The 21,755-nt window shown below is 71.4% G+C and carries 23 protein-coding genes; 15 read left to right on the forward strand and 8 right to left on the reverse strand.

The features are described 5' to 3' along the window. Positions 1-61 precede the first annotated feature (61 nt). The 6 genes from AB0412_RS16300 (at position 62) to AB0412_RS16325 (ending at position 6,378) form a co-directional block, all read left to right on the forward strand. Positions 62-1,129 (forward strand): alpha/beta hydrolase, encoded by a 1,068-nt coding sequence (locus AB0412_RS16300; RefSeq protein ID WP_366403225.1) that lies wholly within the window; start codon positions 62-64, stop codon positions 1,127-1,129. After that, entirely contained in the window at positions 1,122-2,282 is a 1,161-nt protein-coding gene (locus AB0412_RS16305; RefSeq protein ID WP_366403226.1) for an acyltransferase, read from the forward strand. Before AB0412_RS16300 ends, AB0412_RS16305 begins: the two co-directional genes overlap by 8 nt. Next, complete coding sequence (locus AB0412_RS16310) at positions 2,275-3,582, forward strand: sensor histidine kinase (RefSeq protein ID WP_366403227.1); 1,308 nt, start codon at positions 2,275-2,277, stop codon at positions 3,580-3,582. The genes AB0412_RS16305 and AB0412_RS16310 overlap by 8 nt, the downstream gene beginning before the upstream one ends. After that, the gene (locus AB0412_RS16315) at positions 3,579-4,244 is read left to right on the forward strand and encodes a response regulator transcription factor (protein WP_366403228.1); all 666 of its coding nucleotides are present in this window, start codon (positions 3,579-3,581) and stop codon (positions 4,242-4,244) included. The genes AB0412_RS16310 and AB0412_RS16315 overlap by 4 nt, the downstream gene beginning before the upstream one ends. 104 nt (positions 4,245-4,348) lie before the next feature. After that, entirely contained in the window at positions 4,349-5,716 is a 1,368-nt protein-coding gene (locus tag AB0412_RS16320) for a histidine kinase (RefSeq protein ID WP_366403229.1), read from the forward strand. Then, positions 5,713-6,378, forward strand: a complete 666-nt coding sequence (locus AB0412_RS16325; RefSeq protein WP_366403230.1) for a response regulator transcription factor — start codon at positions 5,713-5,715, stop codon at positions 6,376-6,378. The genes AB0412_RS16320 and AB0412_RS16325 overlap by 4 nt, the downstream gene beginning before the upstream one ends. 44 nt (positions 6,379-6,422) lie before the next feature. Here AB0412_RS16325 and AB0412_RS16330 read toward each other — a convergent pair whose 3' ends face one another. Next, positions 6,423-6,971 (reverse strand): LURP-one-related family protein, encoded by a 549-nt coding sequence (locus tag AB0412_RS16330; protein WP_366403231.1) that lies wholly within the window; start codon positions 6,969-6,971, stop codon positions 6,423-6,425. Positions 6,972-7,113: 142 nt separating this feature from the next. Between AB0412_RS16330 and AB0412_RS16335 the strand changes: the two genes are divergently transcribed. Beyond that, a complete protein-coding gene (locus AB0412_RS16335; protein ID WP_366403232.1) occupies positions 7,114-8,334 on the forward strand; it encodes a cytochrome P450 in 1,221 nt (406 codons plus the stop codon). A gap of 86 nt (positions 8,335-8,420) precedes the next feature. Beyond that, positions 8,421-9,023, forward strand: a complete 603-nt coding sequence (locus AB0412_RS16340; protein ID WP_366403233.1) for a Uma2 family endonuclease — start codon at positions 8,421-8,423, stop codon at positions 9,021-9,023. Positions 9,024-9,033: 10 nt separating this feature from the next. Here the strand turns inward: AB0412_RS16340 and AB0412_RS16345 are convergent, their stop codons facing one another. Together AB0412_RS16345 and AB0412_RS16350 are read right to left on the reverse strand one after the other, a co-directional pair. Next, a complete protein-coding gene (locus AB0412_RS16345) occupies positions 9,034-10,647 on the reverse strand; it encodes an ABC transporter permease (RefSeq protein ID WP_366403234.1) in 1,614 nt (537 codons plus the stop codon). Further along, positions 10,644-11,555, reverse strand: a complete 912-nt coding sequence (locus tag AB0412_RS16350) for an ABC transporter ATP-binding protein (protein ID WP_366403235.1) — start codon at positions 11,553-11,555, stop codon at positions 10,644-10,646. The genes AB0412_RS16345 and AB0412_RS16350 overlap by 4 nt, the downstream gene beginning before the upstream one ends. A 74-nt stretch (positions 11,556-11,629) precedes the next feature. Between AB0412_RS16350 and AB0412_RS16355 the strand changes: the two genes are divergently transcribed. After that, the gene (locus AB0412_RS16355; protein ID WP_366403236.1) at positions 11,630-12,139 is read left to right on the forward strand and encodes a MarR family transcriptional regulator; all 510 of its coding nucleotides are present in this window, start codon (positions 11,630-11,632) and stop codon (positions 12,137-12,139) included. A gap of 12 nt (positions 12,140-12,151) precedes the next feature. Here the strand turns inward: AB0412_RS16355 and AB0412_RS16360 are convergent, their stop codons facing one another. Beyond that, the gene (locus AB0412_RS16360; protein WP_366403237.1) at positions 12,152-13,036 is read right to left on the reverse strand and encodes a diacylglycerol kinase family protein; all 885 of its coding nucleotides are present in this window, start codon (positions 13,034-13,036) and stop codon (positions 12,152-12,154) included. 185 nt (positions 13,037-13,221) lie between these two features. Here AB0412_RS16360 and AB0412_RS16365 point away from each other — a divergent pair, with 185 nt between their 5' ends. Continuing rightward, positions 13,222-14,505, forward strand: coding sequence for an adenylosuccinate synthase (locus tag AB0412_RS16365; RefSeq protein WP_366403238.1), 1,284 nt, complete (start codon positions 13,222-13,224; stop codon positions 14,503-14,505). Between the two features lie 159 nt (positions 14,506-14,664). Here the strand turns inward: AB0412_RS16365 and AB0412_RS16370 are convergent, their stop codons facing one another. Next, entirely contained in the window at positions 14,665-15,615 is a 951-nt protein-coding gene (locus AB0412_RS16370; protein WP_366403239.1) for a type II CAAX endopeptidase family protein, read from the reverse strand. 502 nt (positions 15,616-16,117) lie between these two features. Between AB0412_RS16370 and AB0412_RS16375 the strand changes: the two genes are divergently transcribed. The 3 genes from AB0412_RS16375 (at position 16,118) to AB0412_RS16385 (ending at position 17,417) form a co-directional block, all read left to right on the forward strand. Further along, a complete protein-coding gene (locus AB0412_RS16375; RefSeq protein WP_366403240.1) occupies positions 16,118-16,591 on the forward strand; it encodes a hypothetical protein in 474 nt (157 codons plus the stop codon). A 124-nt stretch (positions 16,592-16,715) separates the two neighbouring features. Continuing rightward, on the forward strand, positions 16,716-17,024 hold the full coding sequence (locus AB0412_RS16380; protein WP_366403241.1) for a hypothetical protein: 309 nt from the start codon (positions 16,716-16,718) through the stop codon (positions 17,022-17,024). Positions 17,025-17,126: 102 nt separating this feature from the next. Next, complete coding sequence (locus AB0412_RS16385) at positions 17,127-17,417, forward strand: hypothetical protein (RefSeq protein ID WP_366403242.1); 291 nt, start codon at positions 17,127-17,129, stop codon at positions 17,415-17,417. A 10-nt stretch (positions 17,418-17,427) separates the two neighbouring features. Here AB0412_RS16385 and AB0412_RS16390 read toward each other — a convergent pair whose 3' ends face one another. The 3 genes from AB0412_RS16390 to AB0412_RS16400 all read right to left on the reverse strand — a co-directional run bounded on the left by AB0412_RS16390 (position 17,428) and on the right by AB0412_RS16400 (position 20,443). Then, on the reverse strand, positions 17,428-18,078 hold the full coding sequence (locus AB0412_RS16390; protein ID WP_366403243.1) for a hypothetical protein: 651 nt from the start codon (positions 18,076-18,078) through the stop codon (positions 17,428-17,430). A 173-nt stretch (positions 18,079-18,251) separates the two neighbouring features. Next, positions 18,252-18,953 (reverse strand): GntR family transcriptional regulator, encoded by a 702-nt coding sequence (locus AB0412_RS16395; RefSeq protein WP_366403244.1) that lies wholly within the window; start codon positions 18,951-18,953, stop codon positions 18,252-18,254. A gap of 125 nt (positions 18,954-19,078) precedes the next feature. Further along, a complete protein-coding gene (locus AB0412_RS16400; RefSeq protein WP_366403245.1) occupies positions 19,079-20,443 on the reverse strand; it encodes an aspartate aminotransferase family protein in 1,365 nt (454 codons plus the stop codon). Between the two features lie 196 nt (positions 20,444-20,639). Between AB0412_RS16400 and AB0412_RS16405 the strand changes: the two genes are divergently transcribed. Further along, a complete protein-coding gene (locus AB0412_RS16405) occupies positions 20,640-21,248 on the forward strand; it encodes a type 1 glutamine amidotransferase family protein (protein WP_366403246.1) in 609 nt (202 codons plus the stop codon). Further along, positions 21,245-21,703 (forward strand): MarR family transcriptional regulator, encoded by a 459-nt coding sequence (locus tag AB0412_RS16410; RefSeq protein WP_366403247.1) that lies wholly within the window; start codon positions 21,245-21,247, stop codon positions 21,701-21,703. The genes AB0412_RS16405 and AB0412_RS16410 overlap by 4 nt, the downstream gene beginning before the upstream one ends. The last annotated feature ends 52 nt before the right edge of the window (positions 21,704-21,755 follow it).

Genomic DNA, 21,755 nt, shown 5'->3' on the forward strand with positions numbered 1-21,755 from the left:
GCCGCTTCGTAACTTCCCTCCCAGACGGGCCCGATGGCCGGGCCGGGGGAGGAAGACGACCATGGGGCGAGGGCGATCCGGGTCCTTGAAACCGACGGCCGCACAACGCGCCCCAAAGGGGCGCGGGGAACTGCGCGACCAGCCACGACGCCGCCGCAGCCGAAAACCACCGCACCGCCTACGGCGAGCCGTCCTGTCCGCCCTCATCGCCTCCGCCATCGCACTCCCCCTCTCGGGAGCAGCCGAACCCCGCATCCCCGCACCCGCCCCCGCGGCTCTCGACGCCCCCACCCCCACCACGCTCGACAAGATCTACGCAGCGAACCGCGCCAATGCCGCGAAGGCCGCCCAGATGGCCGCCGCTCACGGCGCCGGCAGGCGCGCCGCCGCCGACCGCCGTCTCGCGCACCCCACCCGCCAACTCCTCACCTTCGACGGCCGAGGCCCCGGCCTGGTCACCGAGGTACTCGGCGACCTCGCGCAAGCGACCCGCATCGCCGTCCTCGTCCCCGGCTCGGACACCAGCCTCGACACCTACGGCCGCTTCCACACCGCAGCTCTCAACCTGCACCAGCGCCTCACCCGCGAAGCCCCGCCGGGCACCCGCACCGCCGTCATCGCCTGGCTCGGCTACGAGACCCCCGGCACGATCAGCACGACGGTCGCCACGACGGAGCGAGCAGAGCAAGCTGCACCTCAACTCGGCGCGCTGATAAGGGACGTCCGGCACATCACCGATCCCGGGCCCCGCATCTCCCTCCTCTGCCACTCCTACGGCTCCGTCGTCTGCGCCCAGGCCGCCCCCGCCACCGGCGACGACGTGAACGACATTGCCCTCCTCGGCAGCCCCGGCACCGGCGCCGACACCGCCGCAGCCCTCCGCACCTCCGCCCGGGTCTGGGCCGCCCGCGGCGACAACGACTGGGTCGAGAACGTCCCCCACCTCAGCGCCGACCTCTTCGGCACCACCGTCGGCTTCGGAACCGACCCCGTCTCCCCGGCCTTCGGCGCCCGAGTCTTCGCGGCCGGGGACGGCGGCCACAGCGACTACTTCGAGCCCGGTTCCCTGTCCCTGACCCATCTCACCCGGATCGTCCTGGGCGAGAGCGAGGCGGTGACCCATGACTGACCTGGTCGCGCGGATCGACGCCGCCACCCCCGCCCACCGCGACCGCGCCGTGGACGCCCTGCGCGCCCTCGCCGTGCTCGGTGTCGTCCTCGGCCACTGGCTGGTCACCGCGCTGGTCGCGGACGGCCGCACCCTGCGCACCGCGAGCCCGCTCCAGCACCTGCCCTGGCTGGCCCCCGTCTCCTGGATGTTCCAGACCCTCGCCGTGTTCTTCCTGGTCGGCGGCCATGTGGCGACCCGCTCGTACGCCTCGGCGCGCGCCCGCGGCATCCCGTACCACCACTGGCTGCGCGGCCGTCTCGGGCGGCTGTTCAGGCCGGTCGCCGCCGTCCTCACCCTGTGGACGGTCGTCGCGGTCACCCTCCTGCTGTCCGGCGCGGACCTCACCACCACCCGCACGCTGGTGAAACTCGCCCTGTCCCCGCTGTGGTTCCTGCTGGTCTTCGCCGTTCTCACCGCGGCCACCCCGCTCCTGACCCGGCTGCACCCGCTGTGGCCGCTCGCCGTCGTCCTGCACGTGGACCTGCTGCGGTTCGGGCTCGGCGCCCCGGCAGGGCTCGGCTGGATCAACCTCGCGGCCGGCTGGCTGGTGCCGTACTCACTGGGCGCCGCCTGGACCCGGGGCGAGCTGGACCGGCGCCGCTCGGGGTGGCTCCTCCTCGTCGGTGGTACGGCGGCGACGGCCGCGCTGGTCGCCTGGGCCGGTTACCCGGCGTCGATGGTCGGCGTACCGGGCGCCGAGGTCTCCAACCTCAATCCGCCGACGCTCGCCGCCGTCACCTTCGGGCTCGCCCAGTGCGGGGCGGTGCTGCTCCTGCGCGCACGGCTCGCGCACGCCATGCGCCGGCCCCTCGCGTGGGCGGCGGTGGCGCTGGTGAACCTCTCCGCGATGACGTTCTTCCTGTGGCATCAGACCGCGCTGATGGCGACCACCGCCACGGGACTGCTCCTCGGGCACCTGCCCGGCCTGCACACCCGCCCCGACGACCTCGGCTGGGTCGCCGTCCGCCTCGCCTGGCTGCCGGTGTTCGCCGTCGCCCTCGCCGTCTGCTGGGCCGCCTTCCGGTCCTGGGAACGGGGCGGTGGCGGAGCGCGCGGGCGGTCGCGGGTGGTGCGGGAGCACCGGCCGGTGAAGGACGTACGCCATGTCTAGGCTGGACCGTGTGACGAACAAGGGGGCGGAGCTCGTCCGGCGGTGGCTGGGGGTGCTGCGGGACGATCTGTGGGCCTGGCGGGCCGACCCGCTGCCGCCCTCGGTGTGGGTGCGCTGGCTGCCGCACGGCGTCGTGTGCCTGGCCGCGCTCGGCGTGCTGATCGGTGACGCGGCCCAGCTCGGCGACCACGGCATGCTCGACCAGGGGTCCGCCTTCCTGATCGCTGTCGCCGAGGCCGGTGCGATGGTGCTGGCGCTGTGGCGGCCGGTCCCGGCGTGGTGGCTGTCGATGGCGGCCATGGTGGTGAGTGCGTTCGCGGTGCGGGCCGGGATGACCGCCGACGGCCACCAGTTCACCTGGCCCTGGACCTCCGCGGGGATCATCGGGCACCTGTTCGTCCTGCTGCTGCTGGCCCTGCGGGTCCGCACCCGGGTCGCCGTGGAGGCGCTGGCGCTGACCGCCCTGGTCACGTATGTCGTCCAGGGGCTGATCGGCGGACCGCACTACCAGCCCACCGGCCAGCTGGCCGTCATCCTCTACGCGGTCGTCGTCCTCGTCGGCACCGCGCTGCGCGGCCGCCGTGAGGCGCGTGCCGAGCTGGTGCAGCAGACCACGCTCACCGCCGAGGAACGCGCCCGGCGCACCCTGCTGGAGGAACGCAGCCGTATCGCACGGGAGTTGCACGACGTGGTCGCCCACCACATGTCGGTGATCTCCATTCAGGCGCAGGTCGCCCCGCACCTCGTCGAGGACCCGCCCGACGAGCTGAGGGAGAACCTCGCCGGCATACGCCAGAACGCCGTCGAGGCGCTCACCGAACTGCGTCGCGTGCTGGACGTCCTGCGCTCGGAGCACCCCGGCCCTCAGCCACCCGGGAACGACGCGGACAGCGTCCCCCACGCCCCCCAGCCCACCCTCGACCGGCTCCAGGCGCTGGTGGAGAACACCAGGGCCGCCGGACTGACCGTGACCACCGAGGTCACCGGGGAGCGGCGTCCGCTGCCGCCCGGGGTGGAGCTGTCGGCGTACCGGATCGTGCAGGAGGCGCTGAGCAACGTGCTGCGGCACGCCCCCGGCGCCACCGCCCGGGTCGTCCTCGCCTACGAGCCGCACGCGCTGCGGGTGGAGGTGACCAACACCCGGCCCACCCGTGAGGCACCGCCGTCCTCCGGCGCCGGGCACGGGCTGCTCGGCATGCGGGAGCGTGCCGTGATGCTCGGCGGCAGCCTCACCGCCGGACCCTCGGCCGACGGCGGCTACCGGGTCGCCGCCCTGCTACCGAAGGACACGACCGCATGACCATCCGCGTACTGATAGCCGACGACCAGCAGATGGTCCGGCAGGGCTTCACCGTGCTGCTGAACACACAGCCCGACATCGAGGTGACCGGCCAGGCGGTGGACGGTCTGGACGCGGTCGCGCAGGCCGCCGAACTCGCCCCCGATGTCGTGCTGATGGACATTCGCATGCCCGAGCTGGGCGGGATCGAGGCCACCCGCCGCATCACCACCGCCACCCCGGACATCAGGGTGCTGGTGCTGAACACCTTCGACCTCGACGAGTACGTCTACGACGCGCTGCGCGCCGGGGCCTCCGGCTTCCTGCTGAAGGACGCCTCCGCCGAGCAGCTCGCCGAGGCGGTCCGGGTCGTCGCCGCCGGGGACGCGCTGCTCGCGCCCGGCATCACCCGCCGGCTGATCGCGGAGTTCTCCCGGCTGGACGCCCGGCCGCGCTCCCCGCTGAAGGACCGCGTCGGCAGCCTCACCGAGCGCGAGACGGAGGTGCTGGCGCTGATCGCGCAGGGCCTGTCCAACGCGGAGATCGCGGTGCGGCTGGTGGTCGCCGAGCAGACGGTGAAGACCCATGTGGGCCGGATTCTGGTGAAACTGGGCCTGCGCGACCGTACGCAGGCGGCGGTGTTCGCGTACGAGTCGGGGCTGGTCCGGCCGTCGGGGTACTGAGGGTCCGCGGTACGGCAGGCAGTACGGGTAGTACTTGAGACGGACGCCGGAGAACCCCTCTCACCGGGGACGACCGCGGCGCCCGTTCGGCCTACGGTGGCACCGTGACCGAGACGACCCAGATGCAGTCCCCGGGCTCACCGGGCTCCCCGGGGGACGGGGCCGCATCCCGCAGCCCGGAGTTCCGGCTGGCCCAGAACGCCCTGCGCGGACTGCGCCAGGACCTGTTCCACGACGCGTTCGCCTACCGCCCGCTGCCGCGCACGGCCGGGACCGGGCCGCTGGCACGGCTGCTGCCGGGCCCGCTGCGGCGGCACGCGGGCTACCTGCCGCACGCCGTGGTGGCGGCGGTCGCGCTGCTGGCCTTCTGGGCCGGCGCGGTGGAGAGCTTCCACGGCGAGGGCGTGCTGGCGCTGCTGACCGGGCTGGCGTGCGCGGTGCCGGTGCTGGTGACGCTGATCCGGCCGGTCGGCGCCTTCTGGCTGTCCATGGCGGCGACCCCGGTGGTCTCGGTGCTCGGCAGCAGCTGGGGCGACTGGCCGTGGCTGCCGGGGGCGTTCATCTGCCACCTGTCGGTGCTGTTCTTCGTGGCGATACGGACCCGGCCGCGCACCGCCGCCTGGATGTGGGCCCTGACCGCCCTCTACGGCTTCGTCGCCGAGACGGGCTTCGGCGGCGGCCACTACTACACGAACAGCGCGCCCATGCTGTTCGTCTCCGCGCTGGCCCTGCTGTGCGTGTCCGTCTGGCACATCCGGCGCGCGGCCGAGCAGGAGGTGACCGCCCAGCAGACGGTCACCGCGCACGAACGCTCGCGGCGCACCCTGCTGGAGGAGCGCACCACCATCGCCCGTGAGCTGCACGACGTGGTCGCCCACCACATGTCGGTGGTCGCCATCCAGGCGGAGGCAGCGCCGTACCGGGTGGAGAACCCGCCGCCGGAGCTGGAGCGGGCCTTCGCCACGATCCGCGAGAACGCGGTGGCCGCCCTCACCGAGCTGCGCCGGGTCCTCGGTGTGGTCCGCGCCGAGGACTACGAGGCGCCGGACGCCCCGCAGCCGACCCTCGCCGACCTGGACGCTCTGCTCGCCAATGTGCGGGACGCGGGGCTGGACGTGGAGAAGGTGGTCACGGGCGCGGTACGCGAACTGCCGCAGGGCGTGGAGCTGTCGGCGTACCGGATCGTGCAGGAGGCCCTGAGCAACAGCCTGCGCCACGCACCCGGGGCGGGCGCCCGCGTGGAGATCGGTTACGTCCTCGGCGGGCTCGGCCTGCGGATCGTCAACGGCCCACCGCCGAACCCGGCGCTCGTGAAGCCCTCACCCGGTGCCGGGCACGGCATCACCGGGATGCGGGAGCGGGTGGCGATGCTGAACGGCGAGATGACGGCGGGCCCGACGGACGGCGGCGGCTACGAGGTGGCGGTGTTCCTCCCGGTCACGTCGACGGAACTCGCGGGTGACGACGCATGACGATCCGCGTACTGATCGCGGACGACCAGATGATGGTCCGCGAAGGCTTTTCGGTGCTGCTGAACGCGATGCCGGACATCGAGGTCGTCGGCGAGGCGGTGAACGGCCGGGAGGCGGTCGCGAAGGTTCGCGAACTCGCCCCGGACGTCGTGCTGATGGACATCCGCATGCCGGAGCTGAACGGAATCGAGGCGACGAGGGAGATCGTCGCGGCGGACGGCGTGGCGAAGGTGCTGGTCCTGACGACCTTCGACCTGGACGAGTACGTCTACCAGGCCCTGCGCGCCGGCGCCTCCGGCTTCCTCCTGAAAGACGCCTCGGCCCGGCAGTTGGCCGATGGCGTAAGGGTCGTAGCCGCCGGCGAGGCCCTCCTCGCCCCCTCGGTGACCCGACGCCTGATCACCGAGTTCTCGAAGCTCTCCGAGACCCCGCGCCTGATGCCCTCCGCCCAGGCGGCCTACGGCGACCTGACCGAACGGGAGACAGAGGTCCTGGTCCTGATCGCCCAGGGCCTGTCGAACGTGGAGATCGCCGAGCGCCTGGTGGTCGCCGAGTCCACGATCAAGACCCACGTGAGCAGAATCCTGGTGAAACTCGGCCTCCGGGACCGTACGCAGGCAGCGGTGTTCGCGTACGAGGCGCGGCTGGTGACACCGGGGTAGGGGCGGGATGGTCCAGGGGGCCCGACCACGAGGCTGATCGGACGTCAGTCACCGGGGTGTGCCATCGCGTCGATGGCGATCACCGCCGCCACCACCGTGGTGTGGTCGGCCTCCGGGCCGATGTCCAGGCCGTAGGTGTCCCGAAGCCGGAACCACTTCTTCGAGACCTGGGCGATCTTGTAGCCGTCCCGCTCGATCGTGTACTCGTGGTCGAGGATGCTTCCGCGCACCGTCAGGTCGTCGCCGTCCTCCTGCTTGATCCGCCACCGGTCGCGCAGCGGGCCGACGACCGCCTTCTTGACGAGGGCCACCCGGTCCCCCGCGGCGTCCTCGATCGCCATCGAGTCCTTGATCCGCAGAGGACGGCTCTGCACGGTCGCGACTCGCTCACCGTGCTGGTCCTCGATGCGGTAGGTCCGGCGGGCCCGGAGCACCTTGCCGTCGACCTTGTACCGGTGCCGGCCCGAGTCGTCGTCGATCCAGTAGTCGTCACCGAGGGAGATCGCCCGCTGCCGCAGACGGTAGCGGGTCACACCCACGTCGTGGTCGAAGGCGCGATTGGCCCGCCGACGGTCCCTGCGCTTGTCGAACATGGTCCGTCCTTCCCGCCGCCCGCCGGGGACGCGATGAGCACGGTGACGGCAGCTCTCCTCCCTTCCTATGCCACACGCCACGGGCCCGCATCTCTTGCGGACCCCCTGGTCGGAGCGGGGTCCGCCGGGCTAGCGTCCCTTCATGGCCGTACCCGAGGAGCTCGCCTTCGATCCGTGGGACCCGGCGTTCGTCGCCGACCCGTACCCCGCCTATGCCGAGCTGCGTGCCAAAGGGCGCGTGCACTGGTTCGAGCCGACGAACCAGTGGCTGGTGCCGCATCACGCGGACGTCTCGGCGCTGCTGCGGGACCGGCGGCTGGGGCGGACGTACCTGCATCGGTTCAGCCACGAGGAGTTCGGCCGTACGCCGCCCCCACCGGAGCACGAGCCGTTCCACACCCTGAACGATCACGGGATGCTCGATCTGGAGCCGCCGGACCACACCCGCATCCGGCGCCTGGTGTCGAAGGCGTTCACGCCGCGGACGGTGGAGCGGCTGAAGCCGTACGTGGAGCGGCTGGCCGGTGAGCTCGTCGACGGGCTGGTGGAGGCCGGCGGCGGTGATCTGCTGCGCGACGTCGCCGAGCCGCTGCCCGTCGCGGTGATCGCGGAGATGCTGGGGATCCCGGAGGCGGACCGGGGGCCGCTGAGGCCCTGGTCGGCGGACATCTGCGGGATGTACGAGCTGAACCCTTCACAGGCCGCGGCGGAGAAGGCGGTGCGGGCGTCGGTCGAGTTCTCGGAGTATCTGCGGGAGCTGATCGCCGAGCGTCGCAAGGAGCCCGGCGACGATCTGATCTCGGGACTGATCGCCGCCCACGATCAGGACGACCGGCTGACCGAGCAGGAGATGATCTCGACCTGCGTGCTGCTGCTGAACGCCGGGCACGAGGCGACGGTGAACGCCACGGTCAATGGCTGGTGGGCGCTCTTCCGCAACCCGGACCAGTTGGCGGCCCTCCGCGCGGACCACTCCCTCGTCCCCTTCGCCGTCGAGGAGCTGATGCGCTACGACACACCGCTCCAGCTCTTCGAACGCTGGGTGCTGGACGAGATCGAGATCGACGGCACCGTCATCCCGCGCGGCGCGGAGATCGCGATGCTCTTCGGCTCCGCCAACCACGACCCCGCGGTCTTCACCGACCCCGAGCACCTCGATCTCACCCGCCGCGACAACCCGCACATCTCCTTCAGCGCCGGCATCCACTACTGCATCGGCGCCCCCCTGGCCCGGATCGAGCTGGCGGCGTCGATGCGGGCGCTGCTGGAGAAGGCCCCGAATCTCCGTCCGGCGCAGGAGCCGAGGCGCAAGCCGAACTTCGTGATCCGGGGGCTGGAAGGGCTGGTCGTGGAGGTGGCTTGATCACTCGTTCGGCTGATCGCAGGGCGGTACCCGGCACCGTCATGTGCGGATCGGCAAGCTGGTGCCCGCCTGCGAAGGAGGGCACCATGACGGTTATGGCGCAGCACACGGCTCAGATGTCCGTAGAGGAGTTCGAGGAGCTCGCCGCGCACGTGGCCAAGAGGTTCGACGCCGTCAGGTTGGAGTTCATCAACGGACGGGTCGGGATCAAGGGCATGACGGACGGCAACCACAGCGAGGTCATCCGGTGGCTTCAGGAGTGCTTCCTGATGGCGATGGCGGGGACCGGGCTGTGGCTCTACGGCGGTGGCGAGCTGGGACTGCGGATTGAGAAGTACCGCAAGGGGCGGGCGCTTCCCGACGCCGTACTGGCTCCCCGCGGCACGTTCACGGGCAAGGGGGACTGGGCCGAAACGGCCGGCGTGGTGATGACCGTCGAGGTCACCTCCTACGACGCGGACACGCACCGGCGGGACCGTGAGGAGAAGCCCGCCGGGTATGCCGACGCCGGGATTCCCTTCTACCTGCTGATCGACCGCGACGACTGCTCGGTCACGCTCTACAGCGATCCCGCGCCGGGGGACGGGTACCGCAGCACGGTGAAGAAGGCGTTCGGGGCGAAGCTCTCGCTGCCCGAACCCCTCGGTGTCGAACTCGACACCGAGGAGCTCAAGCAGTACGTCGGTTGATCCGTCACGTTCACGTCGTCATGTCGCGGTGACGCAGACCTGCCAGCCCCCCGGCCACCAGCGTCGCCGCGATCGCGCACAGGACCAGCACCGGCCCCCAGCTCATCTCCGCCCCCGGCACCTTCGGCAGGTGGCCGAAGGGGGAGAGGTCCAGGACCGTCTGCGGGACGTCCAGGGCCGGGCCCACCCAGCCCAGCAGGAGCACGGCCCCGGCGACGCCCCACGCCGCCCCCACCGCGGCACGGGGCAGCACGCCGTGCAGCAGGACCGCCGCGCCGCCGATCACCCACACCGCCGGGAGCTGCACCAGACACGCGCTCAGGATCCCGCCCACGTCCTTGCCGTACGCCAGGGCATACCCGGCGCCGGCGAGCAGCATGATCCATGCCGCCCCGCCGAAGGCGATCGCCAGGTGGCCGACCGCCCAGCGGAGCCGGCCGACCGCCGCCGCCAGCACCGGTTCGGCCCGGCCGGAGGTCTCCTCGCCGGTCAGGCGCAGCACCGAGCCCACGACGTACAGCGCGGCGATCAGGCCCAGCATCCCGATCATCGACGCGACGAACGCGTCCGTCAGCCCGGACTGTCCGCCCATCCGCTCGATGATCTGCCGCGCCTGCTCGTTGTCACCGACCAGGTCCGCCGCGCCCTCCGTCATCCCGCCGTACACCAGCCCGGCGAGGAAGAAGCCGATGCTCCACCCGAGGACGCTGCCCCGCTGCAACCGCCAGGCCAGCGCGCCGGCCGTGCTCAGGCGGCCGTTCGCCGGGCCCGGCCGGGTCGGCAGGAAGCTCATGCCGAGGTCGCGGCGCCCGGTGAGCTCGTACGCCACCGCGCCCTGCGCCAGCGCCGCGCCGGCGATCAGCAGCAGCACCCACCAGCGTTCGTCCGCGAAGGCCCGCAGGTTCTCCAGCCAGCCCAGCGGGGACAGCCAGGTCAGCACCGAGGAGCCGTCCGCCGTCGCCGAGTCACCGGCCGCGCGCAGCACGAACGCCGCACCCAGCACCCCGGCGGTCAGGCCCCGTGCCAGCCGTGCGCTCTCCGTCAGCTGGGCGACGATCGCCGCCATCGTCGCGAACAGCATGCCGGTGCCCGCGATGCCGAGCGCGAAGGCGAGCGCTCCGGACGCCCCCTGGCCGGACAGGCCCGCCGCCAGCAGCAGCGCCAGCAGACCGTTGGCGACCGCCGCCGTCAGCAGGGCCGCCGTCAGCGAGGCCCTGCGGCCGACCATGCCCGACGCCACGAGTTCCTGCCGGCCGCTCTCCTCCTCGTCGCGGGTGTGCCGTACGACGATCAGCAGGCTCATCACGGCGGCGAGCGCTGCCGCGTACACGCCGGCCCGCCACGCGGTGAGCGCGCCGAGCGAGTCGTCGAAGACGGGGCCGACCATCGCTCGCAGCGAGGAGTTGGTCTCCATCTGCCGCATCAGATCGGCGCGTTCGGCCGGCGTGCCGTACAGGCTCTCCAGCGTGCCCGGCATGGACAGCACCATGAGCGCGTTCACCGCGACCCACAGCGGGATCATCACCCGGTCGCGGCGCAGCGCGAACCGCAGCAGCGTCCAGGTGCCCGCGAGGGGGCGGGAGCTGGTCGGACGAACGGTGAACGCCGAGGTGGCCGCCTTCATCGGGACACCGCCTCCGTGCTCGTCACGTCGTCCTGGTAGTGCCGCAGGAACAGCTCCTCCAGTGTCGGCGGCGTCGACGTCAGCGACCGCACGCCCGACTCGCTGAGCGACCGGAGTACGGCGTCGAGCTTGTCGGTGTCGACCTGGAGCCGGACCCGGCGTCCCTGCACGTCGAGGTCGTGCACGCCGGGCAGGCCGGCCAACCCGTTCGGCGGTCCGGCGAGTTCGGCGCTCACGCTGGTGCGGGTCAGGTGGCGCAGCTCGGCGAGCGAACCGCTCTCCACCGTGCGGCCCTTGCGGATGATGCTCACCCGGTCGCACAGCTCCTCCACCTCGCTGAGGATGTGCGAGGACAGCAGGACCGTACGGCCGCGGTCGCGTTCCTCGGCGACGCACCGCTGGAAGACCTCCTCCATCAGCGGGTCGAGCCCGGAGGTCGGCTCGTCGAGGATCAGCAGGTCGACGTCGGAGGCGAACGCGGCGACCAGCGCCACCTTCTGCCGGTTGCCCTTGGAGTACGTCCGGCCCTTCTTCGTGGGGTCCAGTTCGAACCGCTCGATCAGCTCGGCGCGGCGTCGCGCGTCCAGCCCGCCGCGCAGGCGCCCGTACAGGTCGATGACCTCGCCGCCGGAGAGGTTGCGCCACAGCGTCACGTCGCCGGGGACGTAGGCGATACGGCGGTGGATCTCGACGGCGTCCGTCCACGGGTCGCGGCCGAGGACCTGGGCGGCGCCCGAGTCGGCGCGCAGCAGGCCCAGCAGGACCCGGATCGTGGTGGACTTCCCGGAACCGTTGGGGCCGAGGAAGCCGTGGACCTCGCCGGACTCGACGTCCAGGTCGAGCCCGTCGAGCGCGTGGGTGCGGCCGAACGCCTTGTGCAGTCCGGAGACGCTGATTGCCTTCGTCATGTTTCGGAACGTACGCTTCTTTCAGAAATTTGTGAAGTTAAGGAAGCATCAAGGCTGTGAGGCATGATCGGACCATGACCGAAGCGGCGGAACAGGGTGGTCCGGGGCGCGACCCGGAGGCGGTGTCGAAATTCGTCGAGGGGTTCGCGGCGCAGCTCGTCGAGGCCGGGATGCAGCGGATGCCGGCCCGGGTGTTCGCCGCGCTGCTGGCCTCCGACTCGGGCACGCTGACCTCCGCCGAGCTGGGCGAACAGCTCCAGGTCAGCCCGGCCGCCGTCTCCGGGGCGGTGCGCTATCTGTCCCAGCAGCACATGGTGTCGCGGGAACGCGAACCCGGCTCCCGGCGCGAGCGGTACCGGGTGCACAGCAACCAGTGGTACGAGGCGCTCACCAACCGCGAGGCCGTCATCAAGCGCTGGGAGGCGGCCCTGCGCGAGGGAGTCACCAGCCTGGGCCCGGACACCCCCGCGGGCCGCCGCATGGCGGAGACCCTGGCCTTCTTCGAGTTCGTCGAGGGCGAGATCGCCGCGATGATGGAACGCTGGCGGGTGCACCGCGAGGAGCGGTTCGGCCGGGGTGACTGATCCCCGACTCCGCTACCCCGCCGGCACCGTCAACCCCCAAGCCCCCTCGCGCACCACCCACGTCCGGGTCCGTACCGGGCCCGAGATCGCCGCGTCCGCGCGGTAGCGGAAGTGGGCGCCCGAGACCGTGACCGTGCGGGCCTCGGCGAGCAGCGGGGTCGCCTCCGCGCCCACCGACAGCGGGCGGACCTCGACCCGGGCCGTCCCCGCGGCCGTGGGGGTCACCGACACGGACTCCACCGGCTGGCGCAGGTCGATCAGGGTCTCGCCGTCGACCTCGACGCGCAGGTGGGCGGGGCCCGTCTCGGGGGCGGAGACCAGGCGGGAGGGCCGGGCGGGGAGCAGGGTGCGCACCAGGGACTGGCAGGTCCGCAGCAAGGGGCGGCCCGCCTCGTCGGCCCCCGGCTCCCGCCCGTACACCGCCCCGAGCGGCGGGATCCGCAGCGCGCCCAGCACCACCCCGTCGCTGTCGTCCACCAGCAGGTCCATCCGCCGCTCCGCCCCGTCCAGCACGGCCCGTGCCGCCGCCACCGCGCTCGTCGGCACCCCCAGCGACCTCGCGAGGGCCGACGCTCCGCCCACCGGCACCAGCGACAGCACGCAGGCCGCGAGCTCCCGCTGCCGGTGCAGCAGGCTCACCGCACGCACCAGCGCCCGGTCGTCCCCGACCAGCACCGGCCGGCGCGAACCCCGCCGCCGCAGCGCCCGCGCGAACTCCTCCGGACCGTCCGGCAGACACACCTTCGTGCCGACCGCACCCGCGCTGAGCACGTCTTTCGCGATGCGTACGGACTCGCCGTCCGTGCGGCGGGCGACCGGATCGACGACCACCAGGAGCTGATCGGGAGTGGACGAAGACGTCGCGGAAGATGTCGCGGAAGTCGCCACCTCGGCCATGCCTCGCTTCCTCGGGTAGCATCTTTGTGCAAGAGCCCCTTGCGCTATTGCGCCAGGGGCTTCGTCTATTCCGGGGCATCCGGTCCGACGGTTGGCGGCCAACGACGGTCGCGGTGTACGCGGCGAAACGCTCCCGCGTGCGCCCTCGACCATGGACATGCCCCGCCCGGAAGGGGTGTACGCGCGTGCCCGCACTTGTGCTGCTCGGTGCTCAGTGGGGTGACGAAGGCAAGGGAAAGGCGACGGACCTGCTCGGTGGATCCGTCGACTACGTGGTGCGCTACCAGGGCGGCAACAACGCCGGCCACACGGTAGTCGTGGGTGACCAGAAGTACGCCCTCCACCTGCTCCCTTCCGGAATCCTGTCCCCCGGCTGCACGCCGGTCATCGGCAACGGCGTCGTCGTCGACCCCTCGGTCCTGCTCTCCGAGCTGAGCGGGCTCAACGAGCGAGGCGTCGACACGTCCAAGCTCCTGATCAGCGGTAACGCGCACATCATCACGCCGTACAACGTGACGGTGGACAAGGTGACCGAGCGCTTCCTCGGCAAGCGGAAGATCGGCACCACCGGGCGCGGCATCGGCCCGACCTACGCCGACAAGATCAACCGTGTCGGCATCCGCGTCCAGGACCTGTACGACGAGTCGATCCTGACGCAGAAGGTCGAGGCGGCCCTCGACGTCAAGAACCAGATCCTCACCAAGCTCTACAACCGCCGCGCGATCGCCGTGGACCAGGTGGTCGAGGAACTGCTGGGCTACGCGGACAAGCTGGCGCCGTACGTCGCCGACACCGTGCTGATCCTGAACCAGGCGCTGGAGCAGGACAAGGTGGTCCTCTTCGAGGGCGGCCAGGGCACGCTGCTGGACATCGACCACGGCACCTATCCCTTCGTCACCTCCTCCAACCCGACCGCGGGCGGCGCCTGCACGGGCGCCGGCGTGGGCCCGACGAAGATCAGCCGGGTCATCGGCATCCTGAAGGCGTACACCACCCGCGTCGGCGCCGGCCCGTTCCCGACGGAGCTGTTCGACGAGGACGGCGAGGCGCTGCGGCGCATCGGCGGCGAGCGGGGAGTCACCACCGGCCGCGACCGCCGCTGCGGCTGGTTCGACGCGGTGATCGCCCGCTACGCGACCCGGGTCAACGGCCTGACCGACTTCTTCCTCACCAAGCTCGACGTCCTCACCGGCTGGGAGCAGATCCCGGTCTGCGTCGCCTACGAGATCGACGGCAAGCGCGTCGAGGAGCTGCCGTACTCGCAGACCGACTTCCACCACGCGAAGCCCGTCTACGAGATGCTGCCGGGCTGGTCGGAGGACATCAGCAAGGCGAAGTCCTTCTCCGACCTGCCGAAGAACGCCCAGGCGTACGTCAAGGCCCTGGAGGAGATGTCCGGCGCCCCGATCTCCGCGATCGGCGTGGGCCCGGGCCGGGACGAGACGATCGAGATCAACTCGTTCCTGTGAGTCCTCCCCTCCCGGGGACCTGAGGATCTGACCGGACGGCCGGCGCGATGAACCCGCCCGGCCGTCCCGTCACGTCTGCGGGCCGAGGGGACCTCCCACGACGGCATCCGGGCGACGAGTCCGCCCGCGACCGCGAGGCTGCCGCAGAGACCTCGCTGATCACCGATATGACATGGCAGGTGACGGGGGAGGCGTGTCCGCAGGGGGTGCCAGGTGCTGGGGGCGTCGGCGGCGGGCCATGCAGGTGACGATCGCGGCGTAGAGCAGGGCGGTGGTCATGTCCGCGAGGGCGAGTTGCCAGGGTGCGTCGGCTGCGGTGTCGTCGGACGACAGCCCGTCGACCATGGCGGCGGAGACGCCGAAGGCCAGCAGGTTGTTCAGTGCGTGCAGGGCGATGGCGGCTTCCAGGCCGCCTGTGCGGAGGGTCAGCCATCCCGCCGTGAGGGCGAAGAAGAGCAGGTCGAGAAAGCCCCACGTGGTGCCCCAGCCGTGGGCGGCGGCGAACAGCGCGGCCTGCGGGAGCAACGCGAGCCACGGGGAGCGCAGGAACGCCCCGAACGCCTGGGTGAGCCAGCCCCGGAAGACGTACTCCTCGGCTGCGGCCTGCACGGGGACGAACACGGCCAGGACGGCAAGGGACACGAGGAAGGGTGACAAGCCGACCCATGCCGTGGACTCTCCGTCGGCCCGGGCGTCGTCCGGCAGGAAGAGGGAGGCCGACGCGAGCAGCGTCACGGGGACGAGAGCGGCCAGCAGGCACCGGGCCAGCCAACGCTTCCGCAGTCGTCCGATGACTGATGACACGGTGCCGGCCGGCCGCCGCTCCGTCAGCCGTACGGCCAGCAGGATGAGGGGCAGGGCGACGGCGATGTACGTCAGGTCCAATGCCGTATTGCGCAAGGGGCCTAAGTCCACGCCACCGTCGGGGAGTTCGGGGTATCCGGCTGCCGTCCCCAGGGCGTAGGCGAACAGGTAGAGCATGAGCACGGCCACGAGCCAGGTCGGCAGGAACAGCACGGCGCCGAGCAGGGGCCGCCACCATCGGTGACGGCCCGTGCGACCCATGCGGTGATAGGCGAGGCCAGTGGGATCCGGGGATGCGGTGGTCATGATCAGCAGCATTCCAACCGCAGCCGGGCGAAAAATCCGCCCGCAGCAGGAATGGCCATCAGCCCGCAGACGGATGCCGTACGGATCTGACGGTGTGACGTTTTCGCGCGAGTCGACGCTGTGGTGTGCAGAGGCGTTTAACCGCGATTCCGAGTGAATTGAGCGGAACTTGAGGTTTCGGGGTGGCGGTAGTGGCCAGTCCGGTTTGCGCCGTCCATCGCCCGGCTCGCTATAGATCGTCCGCGTATGTCCGCCCGGCTTGCGAAAAACATCCTGTCTGCGTGTCCCGGCCCGGCGAACGTTTCAGGGCATATGCGCTTCAAGATCTGGAACTGAAGATCAACACAGGGTTAGGTTCTTCACCGCCCCCGGCACAGAAGCCCGGGGGTGCGGGCACCGCCCCTTCCGACGCACACGGTTTCCAGGCCATCAGTGCACCGGTCGGCAGCGCCCGCACCGTCTTACCCGAAGGACCACGATAGTGAATCGTCGGCATATCCGCATGGGTGCGATTGCCGCCCTGGCCGCGCTGACCCTCGGTGTCACAGGCACCACGGCGGCGCAGGCCACCACCCACCGCGAGACGGCCGCTGCCGCTTCCGCCACCCCGGAGTTCGACGCGGCCTTCGAGTTCTCCTCGCCCGAGGCCTGGGAGAGCTACCTCGACACTCCCGAGGGCAAGGAGCTCCTGAAGGAGGAGGGCCTCACCAAGCAGCAGGTGGTCTCTGCCGCCGGCACTGACGGCTTCGCGGCCAAGGGGTTCCTGGACAAGCTGAAGAAGAAGGCGCTGAAGAAGGCCTTCAAGGCGCTGCCCGACTCCTGGCAGAAGAAGCTGACCGACTGGGCGAAGAAGGGCAAGGGCTACTTCAAGGAGAAGTGGAACTCCCTCCCGGGCTGGGTGAAGAAGACGCTGACCCTGGGCGGCGCGATCTCCGTCAAGACCGCCATCGAGTGGATCATCGACATCATCCTGTGACGTACCTGATCCGCTGATGCCGCCCCTCCCCGGGGGCTGGAACACCCATGTGCGCCCCACGGTCTTCCCCCCTGCCGTGGGGCGCACATCCTTGCCGACACCTACCAAGCCGCGGAGGCATTCCATGACCGAGACCGGTGGCCCTGAGCGGGTGCGGGAGTTCAGCCCGGCTCAGTACATCGCCCCTTACCTGCTGCTCATCGTCGGCAACGCCGGAGTGCAGAACGCATCCTCGAGCGAACGGCCCGTGCTGTTCTGGGTGTTCACCGCCATCGCCGCGCTCGGTGCGCTCTCCGCCGTGGTACGCCTGAGGCGCATGGGGAACACCCACCGACGCCGCACCCTGCCCGTATGGACCCGCTTCCTCGGGCTGCTCCTCGCCCTGTACGGGCTGTACGTCGCCTACCGCGTCGTCGCGGAGATCGCCGGATAGATCTTCGGCCGGCGCCGGCCCGGTCCTCGCTCGCCGGTCCGGCGTCACGGGCATAGCCTGAAGCCGTACCCCGCGTGCGTCGACCAGAAGAAGGTGAGTGCGATGCGCGTGATGCTCAGGGCGACGCTGGACACCGAGAAGGCGAACGACGTCATCCGCAGCGGGAAGATGCCCGAGCTGATGAAGGAGATCATGGACCGGCTCCACCCGGAGGCCGCCTACTTCGGCCCGCTCGGCGGGCGGCGGACGTGCCTGCTGGTCGTCGACCTTCAGGACAGCTCGCAGATCCCGCCCACCGGTGAGCCGTTCTTCTCCCAGCTCAACGCCCAGGTCGAGATGACCCCGGTGATGAACGCGGAAGACCTGCAGAAGGGACTCTCCGAGCTGCGCTGATCCCGCCGGTTCAGCTGAACACGATCATCGACCCCTGCGCCAGACTCCGCGTGGCCGCCGCGTGCAGGCCCAGCCAGACGTGGCGTTCGCGGGCGAAGGGGCTGGGGTCGTAGGGGGCGGGGAGGGCCGGTTCCTCGAGTTCCGTCGGGCCGCGCGGGGGCTCCGGGGCGGCCGGGGGGTTGGCCGGGTCGATGCCGAGGGTCGGGGCGACGAACTCCAGTTCCCGCAGCAGCGACTGGGAGGAACCCAAGGGGCCGCCACCGGCGAGGAGTTCGTCGCTGGACAGCGGGGCCGGGAAGTCCACGGGGACGTACGCGCCCGCGTGGTCGTAGTGCCAGACCAGGTGGGACTGCTGGGCCGTCGCCTCGAACATCTCCAGCAACTGCTCGTAGTCACCGCCGAGTTCGTCCACCGGCGTCACCGGAAGCCCGCACACCTGGAGCAGATACGCGCGCCGCAGGAAGTGCAGCGCGTCGTAGTCGAATCCCGCGACCGGGGCGACCTCGCCGGACAGGCCCGGCATGTACTGGTACACCGGCACCGGCGGCAGTCCCGCCTCCGAGAGCACCGTGTTGTACTGCGCGAGTTCCTCGGCGAACGGATTGTCGGGCGTGTGGCACAACACGTCGACGAGCGGTACCAGCCACAGGTCACAGGCCAAAGAGGGCTCCTCACACGGCACGGAGGTCGTCAGTCGTCAGGGACGTGGTCAGGGAAGGGTACGGCGTCTTCGTGCAGGTCCCATACCCATACGGACACAGACGACGCAGTCTCGGCCGCAAGCGCCCGTCCGCGACCGCTCAGCCGTCTTCCCAGTCGTCCCTCATCCGTCGCTCATCCGTCCGTCAGGCGCTCGATCAGCGCGAGCCCGTGCGCGTTGTACGACGCGACGATCGCGCGGGCGCCATCGATGTCACGGCGCGCCAGCGCATCGACGAGATCGGTGTGTTCGGACCACAGCCGGCCCCGCAGGTCGGGCAGCCGGCGCAGCTGCTGCACCACACACACCCAGGTCTGCACCCGCAGCCGGTGCAGGAAGTCGCTGAGGTACGGGTTGCCGAACAGTGCCCCGAGCTCGCGCCAGAACCGCAGGTCGTAGCCGATCAGCACGGTGAGGTCACCGGCGAGAGCCGCCCGCTGGGCCTCCTCGCCGCGCCGCCGGACCCCGGCGAGCGCGGCGGCGACCCGGGGCTCGTCGGGCATCACGTGGGCGAGGCGGCCGTCGGTCAGCGCCTGGAACATGCCGTCGGTCACCATGCTGCGCGCCTCGATCATGCCGCGGAAGTCGTCCACGGAGTACTCGTGCACGCGGAACCCGCGGTGCTGGTCGGCGTCGAGCAGCCCCTGCGCCGACAGGTCGACCAGCGCCTCCCGCACCGGGGTCGCGGACACCCCGTACTGCTCGGCGATCTCCTTGACGGTGAACTCCTGCCCCGGCTGCAGCCGCCCGGCCAGCACCTCGTCGCGGAGCGCGTCGGCGATCTGCTGCCGCAGGGTGCTGCGGGTCACGGCGACGTTGCCGCTGATGCCGGGCATGGTCGGGCGTCTCCCTCGTCGCGTGGTCGGTGACGTGCTCGCACAGGTCCACACAGGTGCACAGGTCTACGAGCACGTCACCTTACGCGTTCGGGAGGGCATGCCCCATGCCCCGCCCGGTGCCGCTACTCCACGTACGCGTCCGCCACCGACAGTGCCGCGTCCAGGACCGCCAGGCCCTCCTTCAGCTCCGCCTCGCTCGCGTTGCACGGCGGCACCGCGTGTGTGCGGTTCATGTTCACGAAGGGCCACAGACCGCCCTCCTTCGCGGCGGCGGCGAACGCGGCCATCGGGGCGTTCGCCTCACCGGCCGCGTTGTACGGCACCAGCGGCTCGCGGGTCTCGCGGTCGCGCACCAGCTCCACCGCCCAGAACATGCCGACGCCGCGCACATCGCCCACGCTGGGGTGCCGCTCGGCCAGCTCGCGCAGGCCGGGGCCGAGGACGGTCTCGCCGAGGCGCGCCGCGTTCTCCACGACGCCCTCCTCCTCCATCACATTGATCGTCGCGACGGCCGCGGCACAGGCCAGCGGGTGCCCGGAGTAGGTCAGCCCGCCCGGGTAGGGCCGCTTGCCGAACGTCTCGGCGATCTTCCCGGAGATCGCGACGCCGCCCAGCGGCACATAGCCGGAGTTCACGCCCTTGGCGAAGGTCATCAGGTCCGGCACGACGCCGTACAGATCCGCCGCGAACCACGAGCCGGTCCGCCCGAACCCGGCCATGACCTCGTCCAGGATCAGCACGATCCCGTACGTGTCGCACAGCTCCCGCACGCCCGCGAGATATCCGGTCGGCGGCACCATGATCCCCGCCGTGCCCGGGATCGTCTCCAGCACGATCGCGGCGATGGTCGACGGCCCCTCGAAGGCGATGGTCGTCTCCAGGTGCTCCAGCGCCCGCGCGCACTCCTGCTCCTCGGTCTCGGCGTAGAAGCGCGAGCGGTACAGGAAGGGCGCCCAGAAGTGCACGACACCGGCGGAGGCGCTGTCCGAGGCCCAGCGGCGCGGGTCGCCGGTGAGGCTGATCGCCTGCTGGGTGCCGCCGTGGTACGAGCGGTACGCGGAGAGCACCTTCGGGCGGCCCGTGTGCAGGCGGGCCATGCGCACCGCGTGCTCGTTGGCGTCGGCGCCGCCGTTGGTGAAGAAGATCTTGTCGAGGTCGCCCGGGGTGCGCTCGGCTATCAGCCGGGCCGCCTCCGAGCGGGCCTCCACCGCGAAGGCGGGCGCGAACGTCGTCATCCTCGCCGCCTGCTCCTGGATGGCGGCGACGACCTTCGGGTGCTGGTATCCGACGTTCGTGTAGACGAGGCCGCTGGTGAAGTCGAGGTAGCGGCGCCCGTCGTAGTCCCAGAAGTACGACCCCTCCGCTCCGGCGACGGCGAGCGGGTCGATGAGCTCCTGAGCGGACCAGGAGTGGAAGACGTGCGCACGGTCGGCGGCCTTGACGGCGGCTCCGGCCTCGGGGTTCGGCTGAGGGGTCTGAGGGGTCATGCGCCCGAGCGTAGGCGGCGCCGGTGCGGCGGCGACATCGGCGGCCTGTCTGCGGTCCGGGACTTTCCGCGACAGATTGTCGACAGGCCGGGCGCCCGGGGGAGGCCGGACACCTGACGACGCTTGACAGCATGCTGGCATCATGACAGGATTCTGTCATCAGTAGGCGTCACCCCTACACACCCAGGGAGCGGTCATGACGACTCGCAAGCCCGTCCACCTCGCCGTCTACGACACCTTCGCCGACTGGGAGACCGGTCACGCCACCGCGCATCTCGCGCAGGCCGGATTCGAGGTCCGTACCGTCGGGCCCACCAGGGAGCCCGTCACCAGCATGGGCGGACTCCGGGTCCTCCCCGACCTCGCCCTCGACGAGCTGCGGCCCGAGGACAGCTCCCTGCTGATCCTCGTCGGCGCCGGACTGTGGGACACCGGCGACAGCCTCGCCCCCTTCGCGCGGGCCGCCCGCGCCTTCCTCGACGCCGGGGTGCCCGTCGCCGCGATCTGCGGCGCCACCGCCGGCCTCGCCCGCGAGGGCCTGCTCGACAACCGCGCCCACACCAGCGCAGCGCCCTTCTACCTCGCCGCGACCGGCTACGCGGGCGGCGAGCGGTACGCCGACGTCGACGCCGTCACCGACGGCGGACTCGTCACCGCCGGCCCGACCGAGCCGGTCGCCTTCGCAAGGGAGATCTTCCGGCTGCTCGGCGCCTACGACGACAAGGCGACCGACGCCTGGTACCGGCTGTTCCACGACTCGGACCCGCAGGCGTACGCCGAGCTCGAAGAGGCACTGGCGCGGTGAGCAGTAAGCGGCAGGACCTGCTCAGCCGCAGCGCGCTCGGTGTCTTCCGGCTCAACGGCCAGTTCCTCGCGATCGCCGAGGAACTGGCCCGGCCGGCCGGACTCACCGCCGCCTGGTGGCAGGTGCTCGGCGCGGTCCTCACCGAACCGCTGCCGGTGTCCGGCATCGCCCGGACCATGGGCATCACCCGGCAGAGCGTCCAGCGCATCGCCGACCTCCTGGTCGAGCGGGGCCTCGCCGAGTACCGCCCCAACCCCGCCCACCGCCGCGCCAAACTCCTCGCGCCCACCGAGCGGGGCCGGGCCGCGATCGCCCGTGTCGATCCCGGGCACGCGGCCTTCGCGGAACGGCTGGCGCAGGCGTACGGGGAGGCCGATCTCGCGCGGGCGGTGGCGGCGTTGGAACGCCTGTCCGAGGTCCTCGACGCGCTGGGTCCCCCTGTTACGGAACCGTAGACGTCGCCCAGCTCACCGGGCACCGGCCCCGCACTATCCTCGGGATGTTGCT

This window comes from Streptomyces sp. NPDC052012 (assembly GCF_040689265.1).
In the GTDB taxonomy this organism is placed as follows: Bacteria; Actinomycetota; Actinomycetes; order Streptomycetales; family Streptomycetaceae; genus Streptomyces.

Coding starts and splice junctions, on each gene's coding strand:
- AB0412_RS16300 (WP_366403225.1), top strand. CDS start 62: ATGGGGCGAGGGCGATCCGGGTCCTTGAAACCGACGGCCGCACAACGC.
- AB0412_RS16305 (WP_366403226.1), top strand. CDS start 1,122: ATGACTGACCTGGTCGCGCGGATCGACGCCGCCACCCCCGCCCACCGC.
- AB0412_RS16310 (WP_366403227.1), top strand. CDS start 2,275: ATGTCTAGGCTGGACCGTGTGACGAACAAGGGGGCGGAGCTCGTCCGG.
- AB0412_RS16315 (WP_366403228.1), top strand. CDS start 3,579: ATGACCATCCGCGTACTGATAGCCGACGACCAGCAGATGGTCCGGCAG.
- AB0412_RS16325 (WP_366403230.1), top strand. CDS start 5,713: ATGACGATCCGCGTACTGATCGCGGACGACCAGATGATGGTCCGCGAA.
- AB0412_RS16330 (WP_366403231.1), bottom strand. CDS start 6,971: ATGTTCGACAAGCGCAGGGACCGTCGGCGGGCCAATCGCGCCTTCGAC.
- AB0412_RS16335 (WP_366403232.1), top strand. CDS start 7,114: ATGGCCGTACCCGAGGAGCTCGCCTTCGATCCGTGGGACCCGGCGTTC.
- AB0412_RS16340 (WP_366403233.1), top strand. CDS start 8,421: ATGACGGTTATGGCGCAGCACACGGCTCAGATGTCCGTAGAGGAGTTC.
- AB0412_RS16345 (WP_366403234.1), bottom strand. CDS start 10,647: ATGAAGGCGGCCACCTCGGCGTTCACCGTTCGTCCGACCAGCTCCCGC.
- AB0412_RS16350 (WP_366403235.1), bottom strand. CDS start 11,555: ATGACGAAGGCAATCAGCGTCTCCGGACTGCACAAGGCGTTCGGCCGC.
- AB0412_RS16355 (WP_366403236.1), top strand. CDS start 11,630: ATGACCGAAGCGGCGGAACAGGGTGGTCCGGGGCGCGACCCGGAGGCG.
- AB0412_RS16360 (WP_366403237.1), bottom strand. CDS start 13,036: ATGGCCGAGGTGGCGACTTCCGCGACATCTTCCGCGACGTCTTCGTCC.
- AB0412_RS16370 (WP_366403239.1), bottom strand. CDS start 15,615: ATGACCACCGCATCCCCGGATCCCACTGGCCTCGCCTATCACCGCATG.
- AB0412_RS16375 (WP_366403240.1), top strand. CDS start 16,118: ATGGGTGCGATTGCCGCCCTGGCCGCGCTGACCCTCGGTGTCACAGGC.
- AB0412_RS16380 (WP_366403241.1), top strand. CDS start 16,716: ATGACCGAGACCGGTGGCCCTGAGCGGGTGCGGGAGTTCAGCCCGGCT.
- AB0412_RS16385 (WP_366403242.1), top strand. CDS start 17,127: ATGCGCGTGATGCTCAGGGCGACGCTGGACACCGAGAAGGCGAACGAC.
- AB0412_RS16395 (WP_366403244.1), bottom strand. CDS start 18,953: ATGCCCGGCATCAGCGGCAACGTCGCCGTGACCCGCAGCACCCTGCGG.
- AB0412_RS16400 (WP_366403245.1), bottom strand. CDS start 20,443: ATGACCCCTCAGACCCCTCAGCCGAACCCCGAGGCCGGAGCCGCCGTC.
- AB0412_RS16405 (WP_366403246.1), top strand. CDS start 20,640: ATGACGACTCGCAAGCCCGTCCACCTCGCCGTCTACGACACCTTCGCC.